The sequence below is a fragment of the Mobiluncus sp. genome (assembly GCF_985070215.1).
Map to the genome: position 1 here is coordinate 34891 of NZ_CFKZQR010000008.1, position 26192 is coordinate 61082.

22 protein-coding genes and 1 other RNA gene are annotated in these 26192 nt (G+C 58.7%); 6 read left to right on the top strand and 17 right to left on the bottom strand.

What is annotated here, in order from left to right; all coding sequences use genetic code 11:
- Nucleotides 1–64 precede the first annotated feature (64 nt).
- The 10 genes from AC5LBQ_RS02940 to pheS form a co-directional block, all read right to left on the bottom strand.
- Nucleotides 65–1297, bottom strand: coding sequence for an argininosuccinate synthase (locus AC5LBQ_RS02940; RefSeq protein WP_493264579.1), 1233 nt, complete (start codon nucleotides 1295–1297; stop codon nucleotides 65–67).
- An 84-nt stretch (nucleotides 1298–1381) separates the two neighbouring features.
- Nucleotides 1382–1873, bottom strand: coding sequence for an arginine repressor (locus AC5LBQ_RS02945; protein ID WP_295027357.1), 492 nt, complete (start codon nucleotides 1871–1873; stop codon nucleotides 1382–1384).
- Entirely contained in the window at nucleotides 1866–3116 is a 1251-nt protein-coding gene (locus AC5LBQ_RS02950) for an acetylornithine transaminase (protein ID WP_282921805.1), read from the bottom strand. Before AC5LBQ_RS02950 ends, AC5LBQ_RS02945 begins: the two co-directional genes overlap by 8 nt.
- 44 nt (nucleotides 3117–3160) lie before the next feature.
- Complete coding sequence (gene argB, locus AC5LBQ_RS02955) at nucleotides 3161–4084, bottom strand: acetylglutamate kinase (RefSeq protein ID WP_493264580.1); 924 nt, start codon at nucleotides 4082–4084, stop codon at nucleotides 3161–3163.
- Between the two features lie 68 nt (nucleotides 4085–4152).
- The gene (gene argJ / locus AC5LBQ_RS02960) at nucleotides 4153–5316 is read right to left on the bottom strand and encodes a bifunctional glutamate N-acetyltransferase/amino-acid acetyltransferase ArgJ (protein ID WP_493264581.1); all 1164 of its coding nucleotides are present in this window, start codon (nucleotides 5314–5316) and stop codon (nucleotides 4153–4155) included.
- A 142-nt stretch (nucleotides 5317–5458) separates the two neighbouring features.
- Nucleotides 5459–5788, bottom strand: a complete 330-nt coding sequence (locus AC5LBQ_RS02965) for a TM2 domain-containing protein (RefSeq protein WP_297346240.1) — start codon at nucleotides 5786–5788, stop codon at nucleotides 5459–5461.
- A gap of 149 nt (nucleotides 5789–5937) precedes the next feature.
- The gene (gene argC, locus AC5LBQ_RS02970; RefSeq protein WP_297346241.1) at nucleotides 5938–7020 is read right to left on the bottom strand and encodes an N-acetyl-gamma-glutamyl-phosphate reductase; all 1083 of its coding nucleotides are present in this window, start codon (nucleotides 7018–7020) and stop codon (nucleotides 5938–5940) included.
- Between the two features lie 94 nt (nucleotides 7021–7114).
- Nucleotides 7115–7816, bottom strand: a complete 702-nt coding sequence (locus AC5LBQ_RS02975; RefSeq protein WP_297346242.1) for a DUF1287 domain-containing protein — start codon at nucleotides 7814–7816, stop codon at nucleotides 7115–7117.
- Between the two features lie 58 nt (nucleotides 7817–7874).
- The gene (gene pheT / locus AC5LBQ_RS02980) at nucleotides 7875–10493 is read right to left on the bottom strand and encodes a phenylalanine--tRNA ligase subunit beta (protein ID WP_493264582.1); all 2619 of its coding nucleotides are present in this window, start codon (nucleotides 10491–10493) and stop codon (nucleotides 7875–7877) included.
- Nucleotides 10494–10495: 2 nt separating this feature from the next.
- A complete protein-coding gene (gene pheS, locus AC5LBQ_RS02985; protein WP_297346717.1) occupies nucleotides 10496–11575 on the bottom strand; it encodes a phenylalanine--tRNA ligase subunit alpha in 1080 nt (359 codons plus the stop codon).
- 239 nt (nucleotides 11576–11814) lie between these two features.
- Between pheS and AC5LBQ_RS02990 the strand changes: the two genes are divergently transcribed.
- Both AC5LBQ_RS02990 and AC5LBQ_RS02995 read left to right on the top strand, forming a co-directional pair.
- Nucleotides 11815–12873, top strand: coding sequence for a methyl-accepting chemotaxis protein (locus AC5LBQ_RS02990; protein WP_297346716.1), 1059 nt, complete (start codon nucleotides 11815–11817; stop codon nucleotides 12871–12873).
- A 50-nt stretch (nucleotides 12874–12923) separates the two neighbouring features.
- Nucleotides 12924–13796, top strand: coding sequence for a YwiC-like family protein (locus AC5LBQ_RS02995; protein WP_297346715.1), 873 nt, complete (start codon nucleotides 12924–12926; stop codon nucleotides 13794–13796).
- Nucleotides 13797–13901: 105 nt separating this feature from the next.
- Here AC5LBQ_RS02995 and AC5LBQ_RS03000 read toward each other — a convergent pair whose 3' ends face one another.
- Both AC5LBQ_RS03000 and AC5LBQ_RS03005 read right to left on the bottom strand, forming a co-directional pair.
- Nucleotides 13902–14834 carry a diacylglycerol/lipid kinase family protein gene (locus tag AC5LBQ_RS03000; RefSeq protein WP_493264583.1) on the bottom strand — a complete coding sequence of 311 codons (933 nt, stop codon included), beginning with the start codon at nucleotides 14832–14834 and terminating at the stop codon, nucleotides 13902–13904.
- 37 nt (nucleotides 14835–14871) lie between these two features.
- Complete coding sequence (locus tag AC5LBQ_RS03005; protein WP_493264584.1) at nucleotides 14872–16425, bottom strand: C69 family dipeptidase; 1554 nt, start codon at nucleotides 16423–16425, stop codon at nucleotides 14872–14874.
- Between the two features lie 154 nt (nucleotides 16426–16579).
- Between AC5LBQ_RS03005 and panB the strand changes: the two genes are divergently transcribed.
- The 3 genes from panB to ppgK all read left to right on the top strand — a co-directional run bounded on the left by panB (nucleotide 16580) and on the right by ppgK (nucleotide 19249).
- Complete coding sequence (panB, locus tag AC5LBQ_RS03010) at nucleotides 16580–17410, top strand: 3-methyl-2-oxobutanoate hydroxymethyltransferase (protein WP_493264585.1); 831 nt, start codon at nucleotides 16580–16582, stop codon at nucleotides 17408–17410.
- 42 nt (nucleotides 17411–17452) lie between these two features.
- Nucleotides 17453–18373 (top strand): type I methionyl aminopeptidase, encoded by a 921-nt coding sequence (gene map, locus AC5LBQ_RS03015; RefSeq protein WP_493264586.1) that lies wholly within the window; start codon nucleotides 17453–17455, stop codon nucleotides 18371–18373.
- 132 nt (nucleotides 18374–18505) lie between these two features.
- A complete protein-coding gene (gene ppgK, locus AC5LBQ_RS03020; RefSeq protein ID WP_493264587.1) occupies nucleotides 18506–19249 on the top strand; it encodes a polyphosphate--glucose phosphotransferase in 744 nt (247 codons plus the stop codon).
- 148 nt (nucleotides 19250–19397) lie between these two features.
- Here ppgK and rnpB read toward each other — a convergent pair.
- From rnpB to AC5LBQ_RS03035, 3 genes are all read right to left on the bottom strand, one after another.
- Nucleotides 19398–19775: RNase P RNA component class A (rnpB, locus tag AC5LBQ_RS03025), an RNA gene on the bottom strand.
- 17 nt (nucleotides 19776–19792) lie between these two features.
- Nucleotides 19793–20518, bottom strand: a complete 726-nt coding sequence (locus AC5LBQ_RS03030; protein ID WP_295027341.1) for a zinc ribbon domain-containing protein — start codon at nucleotides 20516–20518, stop codon at nucleotides 19793–19795.
- Nucleotides 20519–20577: 59 nt separating this feature from the next.
- Nucleotides 20578–21465: a Nif3-like dinuclear metal center hexameric protein gene (locus AC5LBQ_RS03035; protein WP_493264588.1), complete on the bottom strand. Its 888-nt coding sequence runs from the start codon at nucleotides 21463–21465 to the stop codon at nucleotides 20578–20580.
- 49 nt (nucleotides 21466–21514) lie between these two features.
- Here AC5LBQ_RS03035 and AC5LBQ_RS03040 point away from each other — a divergent pair, with 49 nt between their 5' ends.
- The gene (locus AC5LBQ_RS03040) at nucleotides 21515–23134 is read left to right on the top strand and encodes a class I adenylate-forming enzyme family protein (protein WP_493264589.1); all 1620 of its coding nucleotides are present in this window, start codon (nucleotides 21515–21517) and stop codon (nucleotides 23132–23134) included.
- 23 nt (nucleotides 23135–23157) lie between these two features.
- Here the strand turns inward: AC5LBQ_RS03040 and lipA are convergent, their stop codons facing one another.
- Together lipA and AC5LBQ_RS03050 are read right to left on the bottom strand one after the other, a co-directional pair.
- Complete coding sequence (lipA, locus tag AC5LBQ_RS03045) at nucleotides 23158–24192, bottom strand: lipoyl synthase (protein ID WP_493264590.1); 1035 nt, start codon at nucleotides 24190–24192, stop codon at nucleotides 23158–23160.
- Nucleotides 24193–24359: 167 nt separating this feature from the next.
- On the bottom strand, nucleotides 24360–26168 hold the full coding sequence (locus tag AC5LBQ_RS03050) for an FAD-dependent oxidoreductase (RefSeq protein WP_493264591.1): 1809 nt from the start codon (nucleotides 26166–26168) through the stop codon (nucleotides 24360–24362).
- Nucleotides 26169–26192 lie beyond the last annotated feature (24 nt).

A 26192-nucleotide genomic window follows, 5' to 3' on the forward strand; every position in this document is an offset into this window, starting at 1 on the left:
GGCTCGGCTGCCGGGGAACTGTGGCGAGGCTGCGGCCCGGAAAACTGGGACGCTGTGCTGACCTTTAGAGATGAGAGGCCTGCAGCGTGATGCCCTTGCCGTACCTTTCATCACGCGCCGCAGCCAGCTTGGACTGCAATCCGTACAGTTCAATGAAACCGCGCGCCGCGTCCTGGTTAAATGAATCCCCGGAATCGTAGGTAGCCAGTTTGAAATCGTAGAGGGAAGCCTCGGAACGGCGCCCATTGACCACCGCCCGCCCGGCATGCATGACCATCCGAATTTCGCCGGACACGTATTCTTGAGTGTGCGCCACAAACGCGTCCAAGGATTTCTTGAGAGGCGAATTCCATTGGGCCTCGTAAACCAAATCAGACCACGCCGGCTCCACCATCTGACGCTTGTAGCGCAGCTGCATCCGCTCCAGGGTCACGGCTTCCAAGGCTTGATGGGCAGTAATCAGGGCCATCGCGCCGGGAGCTTCATAGATTTCGTGCGATTTAATCCCAATCAGACGATCCTCCACCACATCAATACGCCCAATACCCTGGGCGCCGGCACGCCGGTTCATCTCTTGGATGACCTGCAGCGGAGTCATTTTTACCCCATCAATCGCGACGGGAATGCCCTTTTCAAAAGTAATGATTACTTCATCAGGGATTCCCGCGAATGCCGGATCATCGGTGTAGTTGTACACATCTTTGGTGGGGGCGTTCCACAGGTCCTCTAAGAAGCCGGTTTCGATGGCCCTGCCCCACAAGTTTTGGTCAATCGAGAAGGGGTTGTGTTTCGTCGCTTCGATGGGCAGGTGATGTTCCTCCGCGTAGGCAATCGACACATCGCGCTGCAGGGACAAATCACGAATCGGCGACACGCATTTCAAGTCCGGCGCCAGCGAGGTAAATGACACCTCGAAACGAACCTGATCATTGCCCTTTCCGGTGCAGCCGTAAGCCATGGTAGTGGCACCGAACTGTTTGGCGGCCATCACCAGGTGTTTGGCGATGAGCGGGCGGGACAGCGCCGAGACCAGGGGATATTGGCCTTGGTACAGGCCGTTGGTTTGTAGAGAGGGCATACAGTATTCGGTGGCGAACTCGTCTTTGGCGTCAGCGATGTAGGCTTCCACCGCCCCGCAATCAAGAGCGCGCTGGCGGATCACATCCATATCCTCGCCGCCTTGGCCCACATCCACCGACACCGCAATCGTGTCCACACCGAGCTTGTCTTTCATCCAGCCGATAGCCACCGAAGTGTCCAAACCGCCGGAATAAGCCAGTACTACCCGTTCAGTCATTGTTTTCTCTCTTTCTCATTTTCAAAAAATAGGTCTAAAAATTGTGTTCTTGAGGTTTTAAATCTGGGGGAAAAATATGTAGGTCTAGCGCTTGGCCAGGCCTCGCAGCTTATCGCGCAGTTCTTTGGCGGATTCCACGCTGTCGCAGATGACCAAAATGGTATTGTCGCCTGCCAGGCAGCCCAACACGTGTTCCAGGTTTTCCTTGTCAATGACCGACGCCAGGGTGCCGGCTGTGGCTGGCGGAGTGCGCAACACCACCTGATTCATGGCCTGAGTTGCCTGAATCAAAAGCGGAGCGCACCAGCGTTCCAACGTTCCCGGCAGCTGCAACGGCATATCTGCGGCAGTGCGCACGCCGCCCAAAACGTAGCGTAAATCTCCCTTTTCATCACGCACTTTAGTAGCCGCAAGTTCCTCCAGGTCGCGCGATAGCGTCGCTTGTGTGACCGAGAACCCGGCGTTTTCCAGCAGAATTTGCAAAGCCCCTTGAGAGCGCACCACGTTATCCGCCAACAGCCGCGAAATAGCACTGTGGCGAGCAATTTTGGATTGCACTACCAGGTTTTCAGACACGAGGAACTCCGAGTCGTATTTCTTCGTCTGCCTGACGCTGCACCCGGTCCAAGATTTCCGGTAGCGCTTGGGTAAACATGCGGGTCTGAGACGGGTTGATGATAAGCGGCGGCGCCAGACGAATGGTGAACGTATCCGGGGCGTTGACGATGAATCCGGCTTTGAACAGTTCATCTGCCAGCGGTTTGGCCAGAGGATTGCGCAACCCGATTCCCAGTAGCAAGCCCCGTCCCCGAACTTCGCTGATGAGGGGGTGTTCCAGTGCGAGGATTTCGCGTTTCCAAATTTCCCCTACGTTTTGTACGTTAGACAGCAAGCCTTCTTCTTCAACCGTGTTAATCATCGCCAGCACGGAGGCTCCCGCCAGCGGATTTCCCGCAAAAGTTGAACCGTGCATCCCCGGCTTTAACACGCTTGCCGCCTCAGCGTTAAGAGCCACGCAAGCCCCGACCGGGAACCCGGCGCCCAGCCCTTTTGCCAACGTCACCACGTCCGGAACGATTCCCGCCGTATGGTGAGCCATCCAGGTTCCTGTCCGCCCCATGCCGGTTTGCACTTCATCCAAAACCAGCAGGGCGCCGGCACGAGCCGTCACTTCGCGAGCGACCTTGAGGAAATCGTCAGAAATCGGACGCACCCCAGCTTCGCCTTGAATCGGCTCGATGAACAGAGCCGCGATAGATTCTCCCCGCTCCCCGTCAAAGGCACGTTCCAGAGCGGCGATGTTGTAAGGCAGAAAATCAACTTCGGCGGGCATCGGCAGGAAAGGATCGCGGAAAATCGATTTGTAGGTCAGTGACAGTGCCCCCATGGTACGGCCGTGGAAAGAGTTTTCCAACGCGAGGAACCTGGTGCGAGCAGCCCCTCCGCGCGCCCGCGCCAACTTAAACGCCGCCTCCAACGCTTCGGTACCAGAATTCGTAAAGAACACGCGGGAACCCTGCGGAGCTCCTCCGGGCTCAACTATGGACAAAATCCGCTCTGCGGCCTCAATCTGAGGTTGGGTCGCGAAATAGTTGCTGACGTGACCTAACGTTTCGACCTGCTCGTGCAAAGCGGTAACGATATTCGGGTGTCCGTGTCCCAGAGCGTTGACCGCAATGCCGCCCAACAAGTCGAGGTATTGATGTCCGTCCTCGTCCCAAACGAAGCAGCCCGCCCCGCGGGTCAACACGGTTTTCGGGGTTCCGAAAGTATTCATAATCGAGTTTTCGTAGCGCGAAATCCACTCTTTGACGTCCATTTTTGCTTCTTTCACTAGGCTGGTTCGGAGGTATGGGACAAGGCTCATCGGAACTGTATCGTGGGCAGAGGCTCACCGTTATGAGGGCGCGACGGACGGAAATTATCGGGAATGACTTCGGTACCGGTTCCTTGGTCAGTCACGATTTCGAGGAGCATGGAGTGAGCTAGGCGACCGTCAATGATAGTCGCTCGAGACACGCCGCCCTGCACGGCATCGAGACAGGCCTGCATTTTGGGTACCATTCCAGATTTAATGGTTGGCAGCATGCGTGCCAATTCGCTGGCAGTCAAGAACCTAATGAGGGAGGCCGGGTTGTCAATGTCCCGATAAAGTCCCTCGACATCAGTGAGGATAATGAGCTTGCGTGCCTTTAAGCCGATAGCCAGGGCCGCCGCAACCGCATCGGCGTTGACGTTCAGCACGACGTTAGGGTCATCAACTGAAGGCGCGATGGAGGAGATGACCGGAATGTTGCCCCGTTCCAGCATATCCACGACCGCACGGGGGTGAACATTGACGATGTCCCCGACCAGTCCCAGGTCGCTGCCCGGTTCGCATTGGCGTTTCCGCGCCCCAAACAGGCCGGCGTCCTCGCCGGTGAGACCGATTGCCAGAGATTCCTCCACATTGAGCAGGCCCACGAGTTCACGTTGGACCTTGCCGGTGAGGACCATGCGCACGACCTCCATAACTTCCGGGGTCGTCACCCGGTAGCCGTTGATGAAAGGCGCCTCTAAGCCCAGACGATCCAGCATTTCCGTAATCTGCGGCCCCCCGCCGTGTACCACGACCGTCCGCAAACCGACCTGGTGCAGGAACTGAATGTCAGCGGCGAAAGCACGACGCAAATCCTCGTTGACCATCGCGTTGCCGCCGTATTTGATGACGACAGTAGCGCCGCGGTAGCTGCGCAGCCACGGCATGGCCTCCAGCAACACTTCGGTCTTTTGTATCGGCGTAATCATTCGTGTTCCTTCCAATGTTCAGTCCTGGACCGTGTCGTTAGGCTGGGAATTGTTCCCGCCAGGGTTGATTACGTGGTGTAATCCCCGTTGATATGCACGTATTCGTGGGTCAAGTCACTGGTCCACAAGTGGGCCTCTTCCTGACCGGCGTGCAGCTCGACCAGGATGTGGCACTCTCGCGGGCTCATGTCAGCCAGGTAGGGGTCCTCACCGATCCCCCCGTTTTTACAAACTTTCACACCGTTGATGGAAACATCCACGCGAGCCGGGTCGAAAGGCAAGACCTCTTCGGGCACTGTACCCAGCTGGGACAGAATGCGCCCCCAGTTCGGGTCGTTGCCGTACACGGCAGTTTTCACCAGGTTGGAACGCGAAATCGTCCGGGCGGCCTCGAGAGCGCCCGCTTCGCTGGCCGCCCCGGTCACCCGAATCTCAATATCGTGGTGGGCTCCCTCGGCGTCTCCCAACAGCTGCAGGGCCAGGCTTTTACAGACCTGCATAAGGCCGGCGGCGAACTCGTCCGGGTCAGGCTTGACCCCGGAAGCGCCGGATGCCAGCAGCAGCACGGTGTCATTGGTGGACATACAGCCGTCCGAGTCGAGGCGGTTGAACGTTTTTTCAACTGTGTCGGACAGCATCGTCTGCAGAGTGGTACCGTCCCAAACCGCGTCGGTGGTGATGATTACAATCATGGTTGCCAAGGCGGGAGCCAACATTCCGGCACCTTTCGCCATACCGCCGATTTTCCACCCGGAAGGACTTTCGTGGGTGGCCGTTTTCGACTTCGTGTCGGTGGTGAGGATAGCTTCGGCCGCCTCGTCGCCCCCGTCCGCACGCAGTTTGGCAGCGACTACATCAATTCCGGCGGTCATCTTTGGCATATCTAAAGCTCGTCCGATAATTCCGGTGGAGCACACCAAACATTCATTTTCAGCCACGCCCAGGACCTGACCCAGATGCGCTGCCATCGCGGCGGCGTCCCGATCCCCCTGTTCACCGGTACAAGCGTTGGCAACCGCCGAGTTGATGACTACCGCTTGAGCCTGGCCACCCGCAACGACTTTCCGGTCCCAACCCACCGGAGCGGCAAACACACGATTGGAAGTAAACACTCCCGCCACGGTAGAATCTGGACCCAGATTCCTCACGATGGCCATATCCGGGTGTAGTTTGCCACGCAGGCCCACATGGGCACCGGCGGCTTTGAAACCACGGGGATAAGTAACGCTCACTGCCTACCTCCTGTTTTTCACACTTACAGGTAATAAATATACGCCAATATGAATAGTTTTACAAAACTGGGGTGAAATCCGTAAAAACATGTTGGCTCGAATCCATGAGGATCCGAGCCAAACGTTCGTGGTTTACGCAGGGTTAGGAAACCCAGGCGCCATTTTGATCGAACAGGAAGTTGTCACCCTGATATGAACCCAGTTTGACCAAACTAATGATGAAGTCAACCAGAGTCCAAATTCCAACACAACCGAGGGTGAGAATCATCAGGATACCAAGACCGACTTGACCACGCAGGAAACGGTGTACACCAAGGTTGCCGAAAAAGAAACACATCAACACGTAGAGAATCTTGCTGACTTCACGATATTGCCCCGGAGAACCGGCATTGACGCCGTAGGGCGTCTGCTGGTACTGCGGTTGTTGCGGCTGTTGCGGTTGAGGCTGCACGCCGTATTGAGGATTGGACATAAGTAACACACCTTTGCTCTTAAAATTAGTTCGGTAGCGACACAGGCTAAACGGACGCTCGATAAAATCGTAGCAGGCACAGCGCAATCGATTGGGTATTTTGCGTGGTTTAGAACTCCCCAGCGGAAATCCGAAGCGCCTAATCTGGTCTAGGGTGCCGTCGAAACGGTAGGAACCCCGGTCAGCTCCGGGAAGCCCAATGCCAAGTTCATGCCCTGAATGGCTCCCGCCGCGGTGCCCTTGCCCAAGTTATCGATAGCGCATTGCGCCACAACTTTACCAGCACGTTCATCCACCGCCACTTGGATGGCCGCTTTGGCGCAGCCGCTCACCAGCGACACGGTGGGCCAACCACCCTCGGGAAGGAATTCCAATAGGGGTTCGTTGTCGCAAACTTCGTGATAGACGCGGCGCAGTTCACTCGCGCCACCAGTCCCAACCAAGGGCGCGGTAACGGTAGCGAGAATGCCGCGATTCATGGGGACCAATACGGGAGTGAAGCTGAGCTTGACTTCGCTGGCGCCGGCGACTCGGAAGTTCTGAGCGATTTCGGGGATATGCCGGTGTACGCCAGCCATAGCATAGCCTTGGGCGTTGCCGAATGCCGCCACGGCCATCAAGTGAGATTTCATGGCTTTTCCAGCCCCGGAATAGCCCACCGCGAGGTTCGCCACGATGTCAGACGTATCCACCAGTCCTGCCCACACCGCCGGCAGCAGCGCCAGAGTCACCGCGGTCACATTGCACCCCGGTACCGCAATCTCCGCAGCCTGACGCAATGCGGCACGCTGTGCCTGGGCCGCACTTTCATTGGCGTGCAACAACTCCGGCAGCGAATACGCCCAAGGTTCTTCGGGTTCCGAATGGTAGTAGTCCCGCCACGCGGCCGGGTCGGTCAAACGGTGATCCGCCCCGCAGTCAATGAGTAGGGACTTCACCCCGGCATCGCGCAAAGCGCGCGTCACCTGGCCCGAAGCCCCGTGGGGTAACCCTAAGAAAATGACATCGTGTCCCGCCAGATTCTCTACATCTGTGGGCTGCAGCACTCGTTGTGCCAATGGGAACAGATGTGGGTGATGCTTTCCTAACGGCTCGCCTGCCGAGGATGCCGCCGTCAAGGCACCGATTTCCACCTGGGGGTGATTCAACAGTAGTCGCAGCAACTCACCGCCGGCGAAACCGGAAGCTCCTGCCACCGCGACTTTGACTTTTTTACCTGAAACCTCTGTCATACCACCAACTATACATGTTTATTCATAGAGTTGCATATTTATGCTAAAAGGTCTGGGTATTGGCGTGAGATGACCGAAAAACCGCCCCAACGGGCTAGCGCCCGGCGAGTTGCGCACCTAAAGATTCCAGCCGATAGTGCCGCCACACTTCCCCACGTTGCCGAAAAGCGTCCGCCTCGTAGCGAGACCAGATTCCGTTTCCTTCGTGGTGTAAAACATAGGGCAAGCCCTGGGCGTTGCGTCTATCTGAGATAACCGCCACGTGTTCTTTCCACACCACGATGTCTCCGGGCTGCCAAGACGCCACGTCCGTTGTGTCGGTGGTCAGGCTCTGGGCGTGACGGTCGAAATAGACGATGAGATTGCGCACGCGGCGGTAATCAATATCTGGATTGGGAGTCTCGCCCTCCGGAGCCGTGGCAGCGTAATCCTGCGGGTCAGCCCGCCGATCCGCGTCAACCAGGTCGCGCAAGTCCATTCCCGCCGCTTTGGCGGCGTACCACACCACATCGGTGCACACCCCGGTGCCGTCATTTGGCACCCCACCGGGATACACTTTGGAACCATCATATTTCGGCGCGGTATCGAGGTAGGCTACGGCACCCGCCAGCATCTGTTCCCCAACCGGCCCCGGATGATTCAGATTCTGGCCGGTCCAAGCGCTGTCCAGGCGCCACGAACCTTTCGCGTTCCCGTTCCACAATAGGAACGCGGCACCGCCCGCCAGCACCAGGACCAGAACCAGAATCGCTCCGATGAGGAAGCGCTTTCGACCTCGTGAACTCTGGTTTGCCACGCTTACTCCTTAGTTGCCCCACCCCCCGCACCGGCAGGGGCTGATTGACCCGAGGCGCCTAGCGCAGGGTCGCCTGGCAGGTTTTCTCGACCTTCTTGATGATGCGGTTGCGGGTTTCCTTGATTTCCTGCGGGCTCAGCGTATGGTCAGCGGCACGCAACCGCAGCGCAAATGCCAGGGATTTCCGCCCCTCGCCCAGTTGCTCCGCATTCTCAAACACGTCGAACAGGCGCAGTTCCTCAACCAGCCCTTCTCCGGCCTTCGCGATGGCGTTATAGACCTTCAGCGCGGGAACGTCTTGCTTCACAACAAACGCCAAGTCTTCTTTGGCGGCCGGGAAAGTCGAGACGGGACGTAGCTGGAACGCGTCCTTGGGGCGGGCCTTTTCAATCGCGTCCAAATCCAGTTCAAATGCACAAGTCCGGGGCGGCAGGCCGAAGTTTTGGCACACCTTGGGGTGCAGTTCGCCGGCGTAGCCCAGCACCTTTCCCCCGGTGAGCGCCCCTACGCGAATTTGCGCGACCCGTCCGGGGTGGAAAGGCGCGACGACCGTGGCTTGTCCCCCGGCGCCCAGGGCTTCGGGACGCACCGCCAAACCTTGTGAAACCGCTACGCGAATCGCCAACTCTATGGCGTCCGCCCAATCCCAAGCGCGCGCCGCGTCGTGAGGGCTGGCTTCTATAGCGTTTCCCGCCAGCACCGCCGCCACGTGCCAGGGTTGCTTCGGTACTCCTGCTCGCAGCGCCTGCATGACCTCGTCGCTGGGCTTTTCCTCCACTCCGGGAATCGGCGCCGGAACGACTCCCTGCGCACTGACGACCTGGTCCAACTCAAAAATCGCCACCCGCGGATTGCCGCGAGACACATTGCGCGAAGCCGTGTTCAGCAGGGTATCCAGCAGGGAACTGCGCAGTGCGGGGGCATCATCAGCCAGCGGGTTGGCCAGCTTGACGGTGTCGCGGCGCGGGTCATCGACCGGCAGCCCCATCAAATCGTGTTCACTGCCCAAGAAGGGGTAAGTCATGACTTCGGTCAAGCCGGCTTCGGCCAACGTGTCGCTGACCTCACGACGGGTTCGCAGCGGTGCCGGGTTGCCAATTTTGGCGGGGCCGACCGGCACCACGGAAGGAATCTTGTCGTAGCCGTCCAGTCGGGCAATTTCTTCAATGAGATGGGCGGGACCACCGACCAAATCGGGACGCCACGAGGGGGGCACGACCGCGAACGTGTCATCGCTGGACTTAGTAACGTCACAGCCAATGGCACGCAAGAGTTCCTCCACCCGCTCGGGCACGTAGTCCACCCCGACGAGTTGAGTTGCGGCCGCAAAAGGCAAGGTCACGGTCGGTTGGGGCTTTACGTCGTTGACGTCGGTAACCCCCGCGTCAATGGTGCCACCGCCGTATTCCACCAGTAACTCGGCCGCATACTGGGCCGCCACCGGCGGAAGTTCGGGGTCGGAACCGCGCTCGAAACGCTTTGAAGCCTCGGACGGCAGCTTGTGACGGCGCGCCGAACGAGCCACGGACACCGCGTCGAAATGCGCCGCTTCCAACAGAACGTTCGTGGAGGTTTCGGTCATCTCCGTTTCCGCGCCACCCATCACTCCAGCGATGCCAAGCACACGCGCGCCGTGACCGCCCTGGCAGTCAGTAATCAACAGATCCTCCGCGTCCAAGGTGCGTTCTACGTCGTCCAAGGTAGTGTGCTGTTCGCCTTGACGGGCTCGGCGCACCACGATGGGGCCGGTCACTTTGTCCAGGTCATAAGCGTGCATGGGCTGGCCCAGGTCCAACATGACGTAGTTCGTCACATCAACCGGCAAGGAGATGGAACGCATCCCCGCCGATTCCAGCCGCGCCACCATCCACTGCGGAGTGGGCGCGCTCGGATTCAGTCCGCGTACTATCCGCGCCACAAACCGGTCGCACCCCACATGACCGCGAATCGGGGCGGCGTCTTCGATTTCGACCGGGAAGCCGGAATCATTGGCTGCGGGCAAGCCGTTTTTCAGGTTTTCAGACAAGCCCCAGTCGGTAAACTTTGCGCCCGTGGAGTGGCTGTATTCACGACCTACCCCGCGCATCGAGAAACAGTAGCCGCGGTCGGGGGTGATGTTGATTTCCAGCAGTTCCTGGTTCAGTCCCAAGATGGGCAGCATATCGGTTCCGGGAGCGGGAATTTCCACGCCTCGCTCGCCCAGGTATTCTTCCAAAACGATGATGCCATCGAATTCCTCGCCTAATCCCAGTTCACGAGCTGAACAAATCATGCCGTCCGAAATATGTCCGTAAGTTTTCCGGGTGGCGATGGCGAAATCGCCGGGCAGTACGGCTCCCGGCAGGGAAACCACCACGTGGTCGCCCTCTTTGAAGTTGTGCGCCCCGCAAATGATGGAGCGGCTGGGAATGTCGGAGGGTTCCTTGCCGGTGCCGGGCGCATCATTAAATTCCTCACCCACGTCTACCCGGCAGTAGTTGACGGTTTTACCGTTGGAGGCCGTTTCGGGAACCATCGAGGCCACCCGGCCGCACACCAGCGGACCCGTCACTCCCGACGTGTGGATTGCCTCCTCTTCCAAACCGACCTTTACCAGGTCTTTTGCGAGTTGGGACGCGTTGGTGTCCGCGGGAACTTCCGTCCACCGCCGCAACCATTCAATCGAAACAAAAGCCATTTTTAGCGCCCCTTTCCATTCACGCCGAACTGATCTGAGAACCTCACGTCGCCTTCTACGATGTCGTGCATATCCTCTATGCCGTGACGCAGCATCAGCGTGCGCTCAATGCCCATCCCGAAAGCAAATCCCTGATAAACCTTTGTGTCAATCCCGCAGGCACGCAGCACATTCGGATTCACCATGCCGCAACCGCCCCACTCAATCCAGCCGGGGCCTCCTTTCTTTTGCGGGAACCACAGGTCCACCTCCGCGGAAGGCTCAGTGAAGGGAAAGAACGATGGTCTGAAGCGGGTTTTCGCCTCCGGGCCGAACATGGCGCGGGCAAAGTGATCCAGAGTCCCTTTCAAATCCGCCATCGTTAGACCCTGATCCACCGCCAAACCCTCCACCTGGTTAAACACCGGAGAGTGGGTGGGGTCCAGTTCATCAGCGCGAAAGACTTTGCCGGGAATAGCCACGTAAATCGGCAACTCGCGGGTTGTCAACAGACGCGCCTGTACCGGGGAGGTGTGTGTGCGCAGCACCAGGTTGGCCGGGTTTTCCGCGCTGCCACCCACGGAAGTGGAATCGACATAGAGAGTGTCTTGCATCTGACGTGCCGGGTGATCGGCATCGAAGTTCAACGCATCAAAGTTGAACCACTCGTGTTCCACCTGGGGGCCGGCCGCGATGTCCCACCCCAGAGACACGAAAAAGTCCGCGACTTCCTCTTCCAGCACCATCAGCGGGTGGCGCGATCCCAGCGGGTGACGCGAGGACAACACGCTCACGTCCACGGTTTCCGCCTCCAAAGCTGCCTCTTGCGCAGCCTCCTGCAGTTCAATCTGTTTGGCGTCCAGAGCCGCCCGGACCCGCCCTTGGGCAGCCCCCAAGTTCTGACCCGCGGTGGCTTTATCCTGAGGATCGAGTTTCCCGATAAGTTTCTTTGCCAGGGTCAAGGGCGCTTTGTCGCCGTTGTAACGGGAACGCACCGCTTTCAGCGACTCCACATCGGTTGCCTCCGCGATGTCTTGTAAAGCCGCGGCGACTTCCCGTTCCAAACCCTCTGTATCCAGCGGACTCAACACGTTTTCGCTCATTTTTCCTCGATTTCCTTGACTCCTAGCCAGCTCAAAACCCCTTCAACTTTAGTCGAAATGCCAGCCCTCCCGGTAATCAAGGTTTTTCAATGCCGCCATTGATTCCTCGCCGCTCTGGGGGCGGACGAATAAATTGCGCGCCGGAAAGGAAAAAACCGGCGAAAAGGATACAGGAAGGGCGCCTGGTGAGATAAATTATTTACTGTTTTTCCAGAATTTTTTTAGTCAAGGATACCAAAGTGAAAAAAGCCAAAACCGCAATGGAAACGCAACACTTACAGGCAGAGATTGAACGTCTCCGCGCTGAGCTCACCGAACTTCAGGCTGAGAAAGAATCTCAAGAAACCACTCTCAGTGAACTGAGCCAAAAACAGGCCTTCACCCAGAGTACTCATGACCCTCTGGCGCGATGCTTCGGATCGGCGGAAAACGTCCGCGATTCCCTGGGCAAGATTGTGTCCGAATTGGACGCGGATTCCGCCGATACCGCGGAAACCCGTCGAATCGTAGCGGAATCAACCCGCGATTTGCACGACATGGCCAACGGTGCCGGGGACATTTTGAAAAAGCTGCAGGATATGGGCGGGAACATGGAGGCCTTGTCCAAGGCTTCCGAGTCGATTCATAACTTTGTGCAGCAAATCGAAGGTATCGCTTCGCAAACAAATTTGCTGGCTCTGAACGCCACCATTGAAGCGGCACGCGCAGGTGAGGCTGGCCGTGGTTTCGCCGTGGTGGCAGGGGAAGTGCGCACTCTGGCAGAACGGACCGCCAGTGCCACACAGGAAATTGGCGCCTTGGTTACTTCCATCACCGAGGGAACTGCCAGTGCACTGGAAAACATCACGGAGGCTATTGACGAATCCAAAGAATTCGAAGAAAAATCCAGTCAGACGGCGAATGCGGTGGGAGACAAAGTTTCCTCGATGGCCGACTCGATTGCGCATGTGACTACGGATTCTTTTGTTTCGGTGGTGAAACTCGACCACTTCATCTTTAAGTTGGGGATTTATCGTCAGATTACGGGGATTTCCGAGCCGAATCCGGAGGGGATTTCCTCCTCGCACACCTGCCGTCTGGGCAAGTGGTATTACGAGGGCCGCGGTCACCTCGATTACTCAGGACAGCCCTGTTTCCAGCAGTTGGAGGGCGTTCACGAAGCTACCCACGTTTCTGGTAAAGCCGCGGTCGAGGCCTTTTTGGCAGGCGACAGCGAACTGATGAAAAAGCATCTGGAGACTATGGAAGACAACTCCGCTCAGGTCGGCGCCCTGCTCGATCAGTTGATGGATAGCTAGACAGCCAGTTTGTTCGTAATCCCTCCCAGAATAAGCCTAAGTTCGAGGTCATGACCCTACCCCTTGCTCGTGAAAACAGAAAAGTCAGGTCTGTTCTGCGTACTTGGCTGCCCAATCAGCATGGGGCTTGGTTCATCGTCACCGTTCCGGCGTTATTCGGGGCTACGCTGGGCGGATGGGCGTGGCAGCATGCGCTGCTGCTCTCCGCTTGGATGATTGGTTTCTTCTTTGTATTTTCGGCGCTACGTCTCATTAAGAATCCTCGGAAGAAATCCTTACGGTACCCCGTTTTTATTTACGGAATTCTGGTTGGGGTGCTGGGAATAGGAGTTCTGGCGGTGCTGCCGCTACTCTGCTGGTGGATTCCGGCTTTCGCTATCCTCATTGGGATTTGGGCTGGTGAAGTGCGCCGCGGGCGGGAACGCGGTCTGGGGGCGCGTCTGACGATTATCCTCGCGGCGGGACTGATGACCTTAGTTGCCTATCACTGCGGCTTGATGGCCACGGCTTTACGGATGGGTCACGACGCGATGTACGGGGTTCACGAGGCGTCCGCTCTGGGCGGACACGCGTTATCCACTGTTTTACGGGGTTGGCCAGCTGCAATCGCGATAGCAGTGCAGCTCACAGCCTATTACGCAGCTTCAGTTCCCTACGTCAAGACGATTTTTCGGCAGCGTGGTAACCAGCGTTTCCTGGTCATTTCGATAGTTTCGCACGCCCTGGGTTTTGCCGCTGCGCTGTATTTTGCCTCCCTGTCTTGGGTATCTCCTCTGGTCGCAGTCGCATGGCTGGTGACATCGGCACGCTCAATTTGGTTCCCCTGGCAAGCGCGCCGCCGCGGCAAGCCCTGGCGACCACGAGTCATTGGGCTGACCGAAGTGGCAATTTCAGTATTGGTTTTTGCGGCAGCAGCGCTGTAATGGTTGCCGGCGCACAGCGCGGTGGTAAATCCTCGTGTTTTGGGTGGTAAATCCTCGCGTTTCGGGTGGTAAAACCTCGCACAACACCGAGTTTTCCGCGCCATTCTAACGAATTCTCGACCGTATCCGCTCTAGGGGACCGGGCTCCCCGGCAACAACCGTGATGGCTTGCGGAACGACCTGGAAAACCCAGTGCCGCGCCGCCGCTTCGGGGTCGCCGTCCATCTCCCACACCGCCGGCTTATGCAACAGAACTTCGAAGCGCTTGCCGCTGAAATACTCCAGCGTGCTGCGCCGCCGCCCCAGCCTCAAAACCACGTTCTTAACCACGCGCCACCAGCCTCCGACCCCCTGCGGAGCCCCAATCAGCAAATCTAGGGAACCGTCAAAGGGAGTGGCGTCGGGAAACAGCTGGATTCCACCGGTCAGCTCGGAGGTGTTGCCGACCATGAAAATAATCACGTTACGTTTCAGAACCTGCTTGCCGTCAATGCGGAACCGACACCGATGCACCGAGTTGTTGACCTGCTTGAAAAAGGACATGACGTAGGCCACGGGACCGACCACCTTTTTCAGTCCCTCATCCACGTGATGCATGACTTCCGCGTCTATCCCAATCCCTGCCATACCCGTAAAATACCAAGGTTTGCGGGAAGTCTCGTTATGCACCTTCACGATGTCCATCGAGACTTTTTGCCCCGTGAATGCCAGTTCCATGGCGGCTTTCATATCCAGAGGCACGTTGAGGTTTCGCGCCAACAGATTCGTGGTCCCCGCCGGCAATACCGCCACCGGAATCTCGCTGTGACGCATCTCGGTGCTGACCACGCGCACGGTGCCGTCCCCGCCCGCGGCGATGACCAGGTCGGGTTGCATCTCTCGAGCCTGTGCAGCCATCGCGAAACCGGGGTCATCAACGCTGGTAGTGAGGTATTCCACAGCGAAATCGTGCTTTTGAGCCGCCGCATTCAAACCGGCTGTAAACTCGTCCTCGTCCCCGACTTTCGCGGGGTTATAAATGGCTATCGCCTTTTTCAACTTCGGCTCCTCATCTGGTCTGAAATTTCTCGCCAGTTCAGGCATCATCGCGCGAGAACGAATTGTGCATATTGAGGCTGGCGTCAAACAGGACCTTATCCAGCAGGTCGTCCGTTTCCCGCTTCAACAGGTCAGCAATCTCGGCATTAGCGGCCTCCAGCAGTTCGTAAACGCGGGAGTCTTCCATGTTATTTGCCGCGTCCTCACCCAGCTCAACCACCGCCCGGTCGGTACGCGCCACAATCTGCAAAGCCGCCGCCACGACCTTTTGCTGGTAACGCTCCACGTGCGGAATCGTCTGATGATAGTGAGCGTCCACCAGGGCGGCAATAATCCGATTCGCCCAATAGTGATGTTCGGTGGTGACCCGCTGAGTCGTTGCCTCCAGGTACTCCGGGGTGTGCCGCACGTTGGCATAGAACGGCACCAGGGCGTTGAACGGCATTGCTCCGTAGGCTATCCAGTTCAGTCCGGTGGTAGTCGCGGGTTTTTCCGGGCGAATCTGGAGGGCAGCCACGAAATTGGTACGGTTGATTCCAATCGGGCGATACATACCGCGCTGGTCAGCGCCGCCTATCCGAGCCTGCTCTGCCCTCGCGTAAGGATTAAACGGGGTGCCTTGATAGTGGTAAGACTGGGTGTATTTCACGTCCTCCATAGTGATGAGGCGTTCTGGAATCAGGCACCAATCCAATTCGTCTGAATCCGGGCGGGAATCCCCGTGGAAACCAAACCGTGACACGTCCGTGGGATTGAGGAACCGCTGCAAGGCCCACACTCGTGGCGTGTTGTAGGTGTGATCCGAATCCGTTCGCGACCCGAAAGCCAGGCGAGGATTGAACCGCTGAGCCGGCTGGCCGTCAGTTTGCGCGGTATCCAGGTGGTTGTCGGCCACGAATTCCCGCAAATCCGGCGAGCACAGATAATCGCGTCCCTCCCCCAGGGCATCGTCAAAATCGAAGTCGTCCAAACTGAACTGGTTAGCGATGACGGCATAGCATTCCTCCGGCAGGCGCCGTGCCAGCCAGTGATGCCCCCCTACCGTCTCGAGCCACCAGACATCGTCGTTATCGGCGAAACCGATGCCGTTCATCTCGTAAGTGCCGTACTGTTGCAGCAACTCCCCCAAACGTAGCACGCCTTCACGAGCCGTCTTGATGTAGGGCAGCACCAACACCACCATGTCTTCTTCACCGATACCGCCGGGCTGCTCCGGCACGAAACCGTCCTGCCCCTCCTCACCTTGGGCTTCGCGCAGCTCAACCAGCGGGTCGGCGCCCAGCACACGCTCGTTCGAGGTCAGCGTCTCGGTAGCGGTCATCGAGACGCGAGCCGAGTTGATTCCCGCGCCCGCCCACAGGCCTTTGTGTGTGTCAACATCGGGGAAACGGGTGTAGCGCAAACCGGTTTCCGGCAGGGGGATTTCAACATGGGACAGGACCGAACGGTAGGTTTTTGGCAAATCCTCGGGTGCGATGACCTCAAATCGTTTCGCTTCAAAAGACCCGTGTCCCGAGTCGTCGGTCCGGGCCATAATCGTCGACCCGTCCGCCGAAGCCTTTTTCCCAACCAAAATCGTCGTGCAACCCATGTGTTTTCGCCTTTCTAATACTTGCTGGCGGCTGTACCCAGCCTGTCAATATCTTAAAACGTTTAGGCATCTGATGCTGAGGGAAATCCTACCTGAGGAACTATTGTTCCCGGCAAAGTCATAGGATGTATAGGAACAGACTCAAGGAGTGACTATGCACAAAGATAATCCAGACATTGGCCCCAAACCCGGAAAACCGTTTCGCGTCCAGCACGTCCAGCAATACTTTGCTGCCGGACACCCGCTAACGATGCTGACCGCCTACGATGCGATTACCGCGCGGATTATTGATTCGGCCGGGATTGACATGATTTTGGTCGGCGATTCTTACGGGACCACTATGTTGGGAATGCCCTCCACTGTCGGGGTGACCTTAGACGATATGGTTCGCGCCACCTCCGCGGTCGCGGCGGGGGCTTCACGAGCGTTAATCGTGGGAGATATGCCTTTCGGGTCTTACGAGTCCAGTCCCGCCCAAGCCGTGGATACTGCGGTCGCGCTGGTGCGCGCCGGAGCTGCCGCGGTGAAACTGGAGGGGGGACGTCGTATCCTGCCCCAGGTCAAAGCCATCGTGGATGCGGGTATCAACGTGATGGGACATCTCGGTTTCACCCCGCAATCTGAAAACCACTTGGGCGGCAAACGTATGCAGGGGCGCGCCGATGCTGCTCCGGCCTTGGTTGCGGACGCGCTGGCCTTGCAAGAGGCAGGGGTGTTCTCGATTGTTTTTGAGATGGTTCCCGCCGCGACCACTCGCGCCGCCATTGACCAGCTCAATGTTCCCATCATCGGTATCGGCGCTGGCCCGGACGCTGCCGGGCAGGTCCTGGTGTGGACTGACATGGCGGGAATGCAAGACTGGAAGCCCTCATTTGCTCAGGTGTTCGGTCAGGTGGGGGCGGAACTGAAGCACGCTGCCCAAAGCTACCGTGACGCCGTGGTGAACCGGACTTTCCCCGCCCCGGAAAACTACCATGAAAACTAGGCCGTCCCTCAGAGGCGACCTCCGAACTTTTGAATCGAAAGAATGACTACCGTGTTACACAAGAAAACTCGAACTGACGAACTGGCCCGCCGCGCGCCCTTGGGAAACCTGAAACCGGGACGCATTTCTGCCACCTTGCCGGTCCCCTCCCACATTGACCGCCCGGAATACATGTTTCACGACGGCCCGGAACGGGTTACGGCCTCCGATGTTAAGAGCGAGGAAACGATTGAAAAAATCCGCCAAGCTGGGCGTATCGCGGCCGATGCCATCGTGGAAACCGCCAAGTACATCGCTCCCGGGGTGACCACCGATACTTTGGACCGCGTGGCGCACGAGTTTATTTGCGATCACGGCGCCTACCCGTCCTGCCTGGGCTATATGGGATTTCGCAAATCTATCTGTACCTCGGTCAATGAATGCATCTGCCACGGAATCCCGGACGACCGGCCGCTGGAGGAGGGCGACATCATCAACCTGGACATCACCGCTTATAAGGACGGGGTTCACGGCGATACGTGTGCCATGTTCCCGGTCGGGACGATTGACCCCGAGTCCCAGCAGCTCATTGATTGCACCAAGGAAGCCATGATGCGCGCCATTAAGGTCTGCAAACCGGGACGTTCCATCAATGTTATCGGGCGGATTATCGAGTCCTATGCCAGCCGTTTTGAATACGGAGTGGTGCAGGATTTCACGGGCCACGGTGTCGGCGAGGCTTTCCACAGCGGGCTGGTTATTCCGCACTACGATTCCCCCCGCTACGACACGATTATGGAAGAAGGCATGGTTTTCACCATTGAACCGATGCTGACTATGGGTTCAATTGCTTGGGAACAGTGGCGGGACGGCTGGACCGTGGTGACCCGCGACCGGGGACGCACCGCCCAGTTCGAGCACACCCTCGTGGTGCGTGAGGACGGCGGAGAGATTCTCACCTGGCCCAGCAACCACCAGGATTGATAGTTTTTCTTTAGTTGGCAGGCTTAATCGGCTATTGCCGGTGTCTCGCTGAGACAGGGCTGAGATTTGGTGAAATCACGGGATTTGCCATAGAGTAATTTTCAAGTTTATCCCCACGCGAAAGGGACTTTTGTGGCAACTGGATTTGGGATTGATGTTGGCGGCTCCGGTATTAAAGGCGCTTATGTAGACTTGGAAACTGGCGATTTCATTGGCGATCGTCTGAGAATTAAAACTCCCGCACACTCGACCCCCCAGGCCGTGGCGGAAGTGTGCCGTAAAATCATTGAGGAAAAGGACGTTCCCGAAGACATGCCGTTGGGCCTGACGATTCCGGCTCCGGTTAAGAATGATTTGGTCCCGTTTATTGCTAATCTCGACCAGGGGTGGGCTGGTATTGACGTCCGTGTCCTGTTGCGCAAGTACACCGGTCACATGGTCAAGTGTGTTAATGATGCTGATGCTGCGGGTTACGCTGAAGTCCGTTACGGGGCGGCGCGCGACGTGCCCGGCCTGGTCATCGTCACCACCTTAGGTACCGGAATTGGCACCGCGCTCATTTATAACGGGATTCTGGTTCCTAACAGCGAGCTGGGACACATTGAGATTGACGGCAAAGACGCGGAGAGCCGCGCTTCCTCCGGCGTGAAGTCAGCCAAGAAACTGTCCTTTAAACAGTGGTCCAAGCGTCTGCAAAAATACTATTCGCAGCTGGAGATGCTGTTTAGCCCCGATTTGTTCGTGGTTGGCGGCGGCGTGTCCCGTCAGCACGAGAAGTTCCTGCCCCTGCTGGATTTGAAAACCCCGATTATCCCCGCACAGCTACGCAACCAGGCTGGCATCGCGGGGGCTGCCGCGCTGGCGGCTGGGGTGTGAACCGAGCTAACTGCTGTTTCGCTCCGGGGTGTTGCGGTGTCCCGGAGCGTTTTGCATTTGGCATTGCCGTCAAACCCGGAACTGCCATTGCCCGGCGGGGTCACCTCCACCGCTGGTGCCCCCAGCGTTGCGAACCAGCTGATTTGAGCGGAAAAGCCGGGCGTAAGCCGGATTCTGTAACGCGCTTTGTTACCGCCGCGCGCCGGTAGCCATTTCTCTGGAAGGCCGGTTACCCGACCTCTCTAGCAGCCTACCCGCAGGCTTTGAACGGGCCGCCCAGCCTGCTGCTTGGCCTTGCTCCGGGTGGGGTTTACCCTGCCACGACTGTCGCCAGCCGCGCGGTGAGCTCTTACCTCGCCTTTTCCCCCTTCCCCCGCCGTGCACAAGCCCGGTGGGGCGGTTTCGCTTTCTGTGGCACTATCCCGCGGGTCACCCCGGGTGGCCGTTAGCCATCACCCTGCCCTGTGGAGTCCGGACTTTCCTCGGGCTCATCGAATGACTCGCCCGCGACTACCTGCCCGGCTCTTCCGCCCGATTATTGTACTACTTACGCACCAAAATGACTTCGTGGTCCTCACTGACGATGACATCGTCGGGAGCCGCGATGTTTAAACGCGAGATTTCCGCCATCGAAAATTCCAAATCCATCCCGACCGACTGGTTCCCGCTGACCGCCACTACCCCAATTCCCCCGGTCGCCCGCTTGCAAGTTTCGTATTCCTGCAGCAAGTCGGCGGGTAGGGTGGCGGCCAGTTCATCTCGCTGGGTTTGCTGGCCGGTCAGTTCCTGCTGCAGTTCGCCGGCAGCGCTGCCCGCTTCGGCTTGTGCTTCGTCGAACTCAACATCCAGTTCCGCACGGCGATTTTCCACCAGTTTCACTTTTTCACTAGCGCGTTCCAACGCGTCCAACGCGTCCAGGGCGCTGTCTTCCAGTTCGCCCTGACGCGTCGCCAACTGAGCGAGTTCGGCTTGGATGCGTTCCATCTCTTTGGGGCTCAACTGGCCCGAGTCCAAGCGTTCGCGTTGAGTTTTCGCCCGTTCTTGAACTTTGCTGACTTCCCCTTCGGCTTGCTTCAAAGCCCGGTTCAAGTCGTTGCGGGCGGAAGTCGCCAAAGCCAGCGCGGTGCGCAGCTTGTCCTGCTCAGCCTTGATTTGTTCCAGACGCGCCGCGGCCGGAATGCTGGCCAGAGCGTGTTTCAAGCCGGCAATCTTTCGATCCAGGACCTGCAGGTCCAAAAGTTTTTCTTGGTCTTCGGGCGCAGCTTTCATTGACTTCTTCCTTGCAGATTATCGGGGTCTTTTCCTAAATCGTAACTTGATTTCAGGTATTAGTTTATCGAACCGTAGACGGCATCGTCCGGCTCGGTCTCATCGTTGGTAACAGTGGGGATATAGGCGTCCCAGGGCTCGGAAATGACCGTGCTGATTTTCGTTTCCAGAGGTTTCCCGATTTCTCCGGCCCACAGGTTCAACGCTGTTTCTAAGCGGGGCAGCCACATCCATTCACTGGCCCAATGCGACGGCATGATGAGGGCGGGAGCCCCGTCCATCTCCAGGAAATCTAGCGCCGGGTGGTGACGCAAATCGGCGGTTACGAACACATCCGCGCCGGCATCTAGGGATGCAGGCAGCAGGGATTGACCCGACCCGCCGCTGACCGCCACCGTCTTGACTGCGCGGTCAAAGTCGCCCGCCACCAGTAAACCTGCTGGTGAATCGGGTAATAGGTTCGCCAGGCGACTGGCGACCTCACCCACCGTGGTGGGCGTGACCGGACCGACTCTTCCGATGCCCAAGGACGTGTCGGCGGGGGCGGGCTGCAGCGGCCGCCAGGTCTGCGGGTTGAGTCCCGCTGCTTGGGCCAGAGCGTCCGCCACCCCATCACGCGCCGAGTCCGCATTCGTGTGGGCGTTAAACAGGGCAGCCCCGCCGCGAATCAGGCGATGTACCACCCGGCCTTTGGCAGTATCCGTGGACACAAAAGAAGTGCCGCGCAGGAACAGGGGGTGGTGCGTAATGACCATCTGGGCCCCCCACTCGAGAGCCTCGTCCACGACCGGCTCGACCGGGTCCACTGCGAGCAGAATCCGCGTCACCGGGTCGCCCCGATCCCCGCAAATCAACCCGACACGATCCCAATCTTCCTGCAGCTCGGGCGCAAAACGCGCGTCCATCCATTCACAAATTTCACCTACGGTCAATCCGGTATTTTGCATACTCTCATCCTAGCGAACTTCGATTTGCCCCCGTTGGTAACCTAGAACAGTGGTCGATTATTCCCCGATGAAATTCCTGCGAGCAGCCGCTTTGCGCCATCCTGGGCGCACTTCGATGATTTGGATCGCCCAGGGAATCAGCGCCGAGACCATCGCTGAGCCTAGTTTTGCCCCGCCGACTTGGAACGTGGCCCAGACGCTGGCACGCGCCACCCAGCTGGCACTCCAGTTTCGATCCTGGGGCGTCGCGCCCGGCGAGCGCGTGGTTGTGATCGGGAAAAACTCCCCGTGGCATCTGCTGACTTTCGTGGCCGCCGCAGCCATTCCGGCGATTACAGTACCGTTGGATCAAAACCTGCCAGCCCCGGAGTTGGCGAAAATCCTGGCGCATTGCGAACCGAAAATCATTATTTGCGACTCCGCCCAGCACGAAAAACTGGCGGACTGTGACCCCACCGCGAACCCTCGCCCCCACCTCGTGACATACTCTGAGCTGGAGGATTGCCTAAAGCCGCGCGATGACTCGACCTCACCCGTGACGTTGGCGCTCGCGGCCACAAAAATGCTCGACAACCTGCCCGAATGCGGGGACGATGTGCCCGGCGCGATTATCTATACCTCCGGCACCTCCGCTCACCCGAAAGGCACGCTGCTGACTTACAAAAACCTGTGGTGGGGCTGCACGAATTTCCGCGAAGTGTTCGAGTATTCTCCGGCCACCGTCGAGGCGGTCACGGCTCCCCTGTCGCATATCGGCGGGTTCAACGGCACGACGACGGATATTTTTTCCCACGGCGGCACGGTCGTCATTTTTGAGAAGTTCGATGCGGCCGCTGTCCTCGCCGCTATCGAGAAGTATCGTGTCCAGATGATGTTCGCGGTGCCGACCATGTACCGGATGCTGGTGCGCGCGGTCCGGCAGGCGGCACAATCCGGACGGCCGATAGACACCTCTCGGTTCACAAAAGCCCTGGTGGGCGGCGCGCCGTGGGATGAACAGCTGGCCGCTGACATGATTGGCTTGGGGTGGAACCCCATCAACATTTGGGGCATGACCGAGCAAAGCGCTTCGGGAGCCGCCCTGACCACGGACGTCATGGCGGGACGCGAACTGGCGGTGGGCCGGGCGTTTCCGCACATCGAGCTGCGCGCTGTTGATGGAGCGGGAAAACCGGTCGAACCTGGGGTGATTGGCCAGCTAGAATGCCGCGGCCCCAGCGTGACGCGGGAATACTTCCGCAATCCGGAACTGAACGCCGCCCTCATTGACTCGCATACGGGCTGGTTACGGACCGGGGATTTGGGATTTTTTGATACTGACGGTTTCCTTCACCTGGTGGGACGCCTGACCGACACAATCAACTCCGGCGGGGAAAAGGTGTTCTCCCAGCGGGTCGCCGCGGTACTCTCGCATCATCCGGGGGTGTCAGAAGCGCGGGTCGTCGGGGTTCCCGACCCGACTTGGGGTGAAATCGTGGCCGCGGTGGTGGTGCAAACCCCAGACACGCCCGAAAACGCGGAACCGCTCAACTTGGAACAACTCCAAGACTTCGCCCGCCCTTACCTGACGAAAGCGGAACTCCCCCGAGCCTTGCGCCTCGTGAACCATATCCCGCTAAACTCGAACGGCAAAACTGACCGGCAAGGGCTATTGGCGCTGTTCCAATAACCCCAAAACACCCTCCCACACACTCAGGCGCGCGATTGCCGCTGTTTTTCCCGTTCCACGACCGCTTCGGCTTCCTGACGAGCCGGCGGGCGGTCCTGTTCCAGATGCGCGAACTGGGGCGGAATGAAACGCTCGTAGTGCCGCATCGCTTGGGCCCACAGCTTGCCGGCACGGTACGAGGAGCGCACCAGCGGCCCCGACATGCACGCAGCGAACCCCATACCCAACGCCAGCTCCTTGAGCTGCACAAATTCTTCGGGCTTGACCCAGCGCGCCACCGGCAGGTACCGCTCGGAGGGGCGCAGGTATTGGGTCAGGGTTAAGATATCTACCCCCGCGTTCAGCATATCGCGCATGGTCGCTTCGATTTCCTCGGGTTCTTCGCCCAGCCCCAGCATCAGGTTCGACTTCGTGATGAGCCCGAACTGTTTGGCTTGGGTGATGACGTCCAGGGAGCGCGCGTAGGTGAACGCGGGACGCACCGTGTGCATCAGGCGGGCCACAGTTTCCAAGTTGTGGCCAAAAACTTGGGGCTCGCTGGCAAAGACTTCCTCCAGGGCGGCAGATTTGCCTTGAAAATCATCGACCAGCAGTTCCACTCCGGTTTCTGGACAGAGCGCGCGAATCTGGCGTACGGACTCGGCATAGAGCCACGACGCCCCGTTTTCCAGGTCATCGCGAGACACCCCGGTGACCGTCACATACTTCAGCCCCAGATGCTTGACCGTTTCCGCGAGGCGGCGCGGCTCGTCGCGGTCGTAGCCCTCCGGCTTACCCGAAGCCACGTCGCAAAACCCGCACCGGCGCGTACACACGGCCCCGCCAATGAGGAAAGTCGCCTCCCGGTCTTCCCAGCATTCAAAAATGTTGGGGCATCCCGCTTCGGCGCAAACCGTGTGCAGCCCCGCCCCCTGCATGAGGGAACGCATTTCCTGGTATTCCGGCCCGGCTTTTGCCACCACCCGCAGCCAGCGCGGATGGTTCTCACGAGGTTGGCGTGCGTTGGCCACTTCCTGGCGCAACGGTTTTCGATGCTGCGCGGACTCCAGCGTGGACATAGTGGCTCTCCCTCAGTCGGTTTGGGGACATTCTCTGTTCATTTTACCCACGTTTTCCGCCAGCCTCACCACCGTTCCCCCGACAGTACACACAGCACACGCTACAAAACAATCCGGGAACCTCACCACGCGGTGAAGTTCCCGGAAAGTCTGTTGACCCGGTCGGGCTAGCGCGCTACAAACACCGGATTGTCGGCGAAAGCCTCGTCAGCAGCGGTGTTAGCGGCGATGTAACCAAAGACCAGCGCGGCCCCGATGGAGGTGCCTCCGGCCGTGTAGGTGTGGCCGATGACCGACTTGGTCGTGTTGCCGGCCGCCATCAGACCGGGGATAACACTGCCGTCCTCACGAGTGACGCGGGCTTTGGTGTCGATGACCAAACCGCCAGCCGTGCCGATATCGCCGGGGTACACCTGGGTGGCATAGAACGGACCCTTTTCCAAGCGCCCCAGCGAGGGGTTCGGGTGATGGTAGCGGTTGGCATAGAACTTGTCGTGTTCGTTTTCGCCACGATGGAAGTCCTCGTCGATGCCGCGGTCGGCGAAACCATTGAACCGCTCAATCGTCTCTGCTAAGGCGTCTGGCGGCACGTCGATAGCTTCGGCCAGCTCATCCAGGGTGTCACGGCGCACCAGGGCACCGGATTCGTAATAGAGGTCGGGCAGTTCCACGCGGGGCATGTGACCGTAGGCAAAGAAGTATTTGTTACGGAACTGCTGATCGAAAATCAGCCATGCCGGCATGTTCTCGGCGTCGCCCTCACCTTTCCCAAAGATGCCGCCGTACAGGCCTTGACCAGCCGCGCAATAGGGCAGGGCTTCGTTCATGAACCGCTTGCCCTTGCCGTTGACCATCAGGGTGTGCGGCAGGGAACGATCGGGAATGATGAAGCGTTCCTCATCCTCAATCACGATGGGCTGGAACCCTTCGGTGCGCGGCAACTTGATGACCGGCGACCAGATGGCGTCAGCCATGTTGTCGATGGCCGCGCCATGTTTCATGCCCAGTTCGATACCGTCGCCCGTGTTGCCTTCCACGCCCACGGTCCAGGTGCCGGTGATGGGGTGGCGTTGATACTTTTGCCGCATCGCTTCGTTGCGTTCAAAGCCGCCACAAGCCAGGATGACGCCGTGGGTCGCGTTGATTTGGTACCGGGTGCCGTTGTGTTCCAGCACGACACCGGTCACCCGCTCCTCCCCTTTGCCTTTCTTGCCCGCATCGCCGTCTCCGGTGAGGAAGTCGACCAGGGCGTTTTGCAGTTTCACTTCCACTCCCTCACGCAGGACGGAGTACATAATGGCAGCGGTCAAGCCCGCGCCCATAGTGAGCGGGCGAGTGCCTTTGGCGTAATGTTTCAGGTTGCGCCACAGCAGTTTCATGCCACGCACCCAGGGACGCGGGTCGGTCATTGCCAGCAACAAATCGGCCGAATCATAGGAGTTCATATCCACCGGAGACATGGGGCGGAAGTACGCTTTGACGTGCGTTTTCTCCCACGGCCCCAACAGGCGGGAATCGAAAGCGCCCGCTTCGACGCCGCGCCCGGTTTTGGCCGCGCCCGGGGCGTCCAGCCAATAGTCGGGGTAGCCTTCCATCCGCCTAAACTCCAGGTGGGGGCACGAAGCGGTGAGGAAGTCCATGCACTTCTTGCCTTCCTCCAGGAAGGTGTCAATCATTTCATCGCTGGTGCAGTCACCCACCGTTGCTTTCATGTACTGGCGGCCCAGGTCAGTGGAATCCGAGCCTCCCAAACGGGCGAAAACGTTGTTTCCGGGTACCCACACCATGCCGGCGGATTTGGAGGTCGAACCTCCCCACTGGTCGCTTTTTTCGACCATCAATACTTTCAGACCACGCCTCGCGGCGGTCAGAGAAGCGGACAGGCCGGCAGCTCCGGAACCAACGACGATGACGTCATAGGTATCTTTGCTGGGACGGCCAAAGGGTTTACGAGCTGAAGACTTCTTTGTGTTCATAAGCTAAATGCTAGACCACTTCGA

Excerpts from the sequence above, each read along its gene's own strand:
- AC5LBQ_RS02940 (WP_493264579.1), bottom strand. The coding sequence starts at position 1,297 with ATGACTGAACGGGTAGTACTGGCTTATTCCGGCGGTTTGGACACTTCG.
- AC5LBQ_RS02950 (WP_282921805.1), bottom strand. The coding sequence starts at position 3,116 with ATGGACGTCAAAGAGTGGATTTCGCGCTACGAAAACTCGATTATGAAT.
- argB (WP_493264580.1), bottom strand. The coding sequence starts at position 4,084 with ATGATTACGCCGATACAAAAGACCGAAGTGTTGCTGGAGGCCATGCCG.
- AC5LBQ_RS02965 (WP_297346240.1), bottom strand. The coding sequence starts at position 5,788 with ATGTCCAATCCTCAATACGGCGTGCAGCCTCAACCGCAACAGCCGCAA.
- argC (WP_297346241.1), bottom strand. The coding sequence starts at position 7,020 with ATGACAGAGGTTTCAGGTAAAAAAGTCAAAGTCGCGGTGGCAGGAGCT.
- pheT (WP_493264582.1), bottom strand. The coding sequence starts at position 10,493 with ATGGCTTTTGTTTCGATTGAATGGTTGCGGCGGTGGACGGAAGTTCCC.
- pheS (WP_297346717.1), bottom strand. The coding sequence starts at position 11,575 with ATGAGCGAAAACGTGTTGAGTCCGCTGGATACAGAGGGTTTGGAACGG.
- AC5LBQ_RS02995 (WP_297346715.1), top strand. The coding sequence starts at position 12,924 with ATGACCCTACCCCTTGCTCGTGAAAACAGAAAAGTCAGGTCTGTTCTG.
- AC5LBQ_RS03005 (WP_493264584.1), bottom strand. The coding sequence starts at position 16,425 with ATGGGTTGCACGACGATTTTGGTTGGGAAAAAGGCTTCGGCGGACGGG.
- panB (WP_493264585.1), top strand. The coding sequence starts at position 16,580 with ATGCACAAAGATAATCCAGACATTGGCCCCAAACCCGGAAAACCGTTT.
- map (WP_493264586.1), top strand. The coding sequence starts at position 17,453 with ATGACTACCGTGTTACACAAGAAAACTCGAACTGACGAACTGGCCCGC.
- AC5LBQ_RS03030 (WP_295027341.1), bottom strand. The coding sequence starts at position 20,518 with ATGAAAGCTGCGCCCGAAGACCAAGAAAAACTTTTGGACCTGCAGGTC.
- AC5LBQ_RS03035 (WP_493264588.1), bottom strand. The coding sequence starts at position 21,465 with ATGCAAAATACCGGATTGACCGTAGGTGAAATTTGTGAATGGATGGAC.
- lipA (WP_493264590.1), bottom strand. The coding sequence starts at position 24,192 with ATGTCCACGCTGGAGTCCGCGCAGCATCGAAAACCGTTGCGCCAGGAA.
- AC5LBQ_RS03050 (WP_493264591.1), bottom strand. The coding sequence starts at position 26,168 with ATGAACACAAAGAAGTCTTCAGCTCGTAAACCCTTTGGCCGTCCCAGC.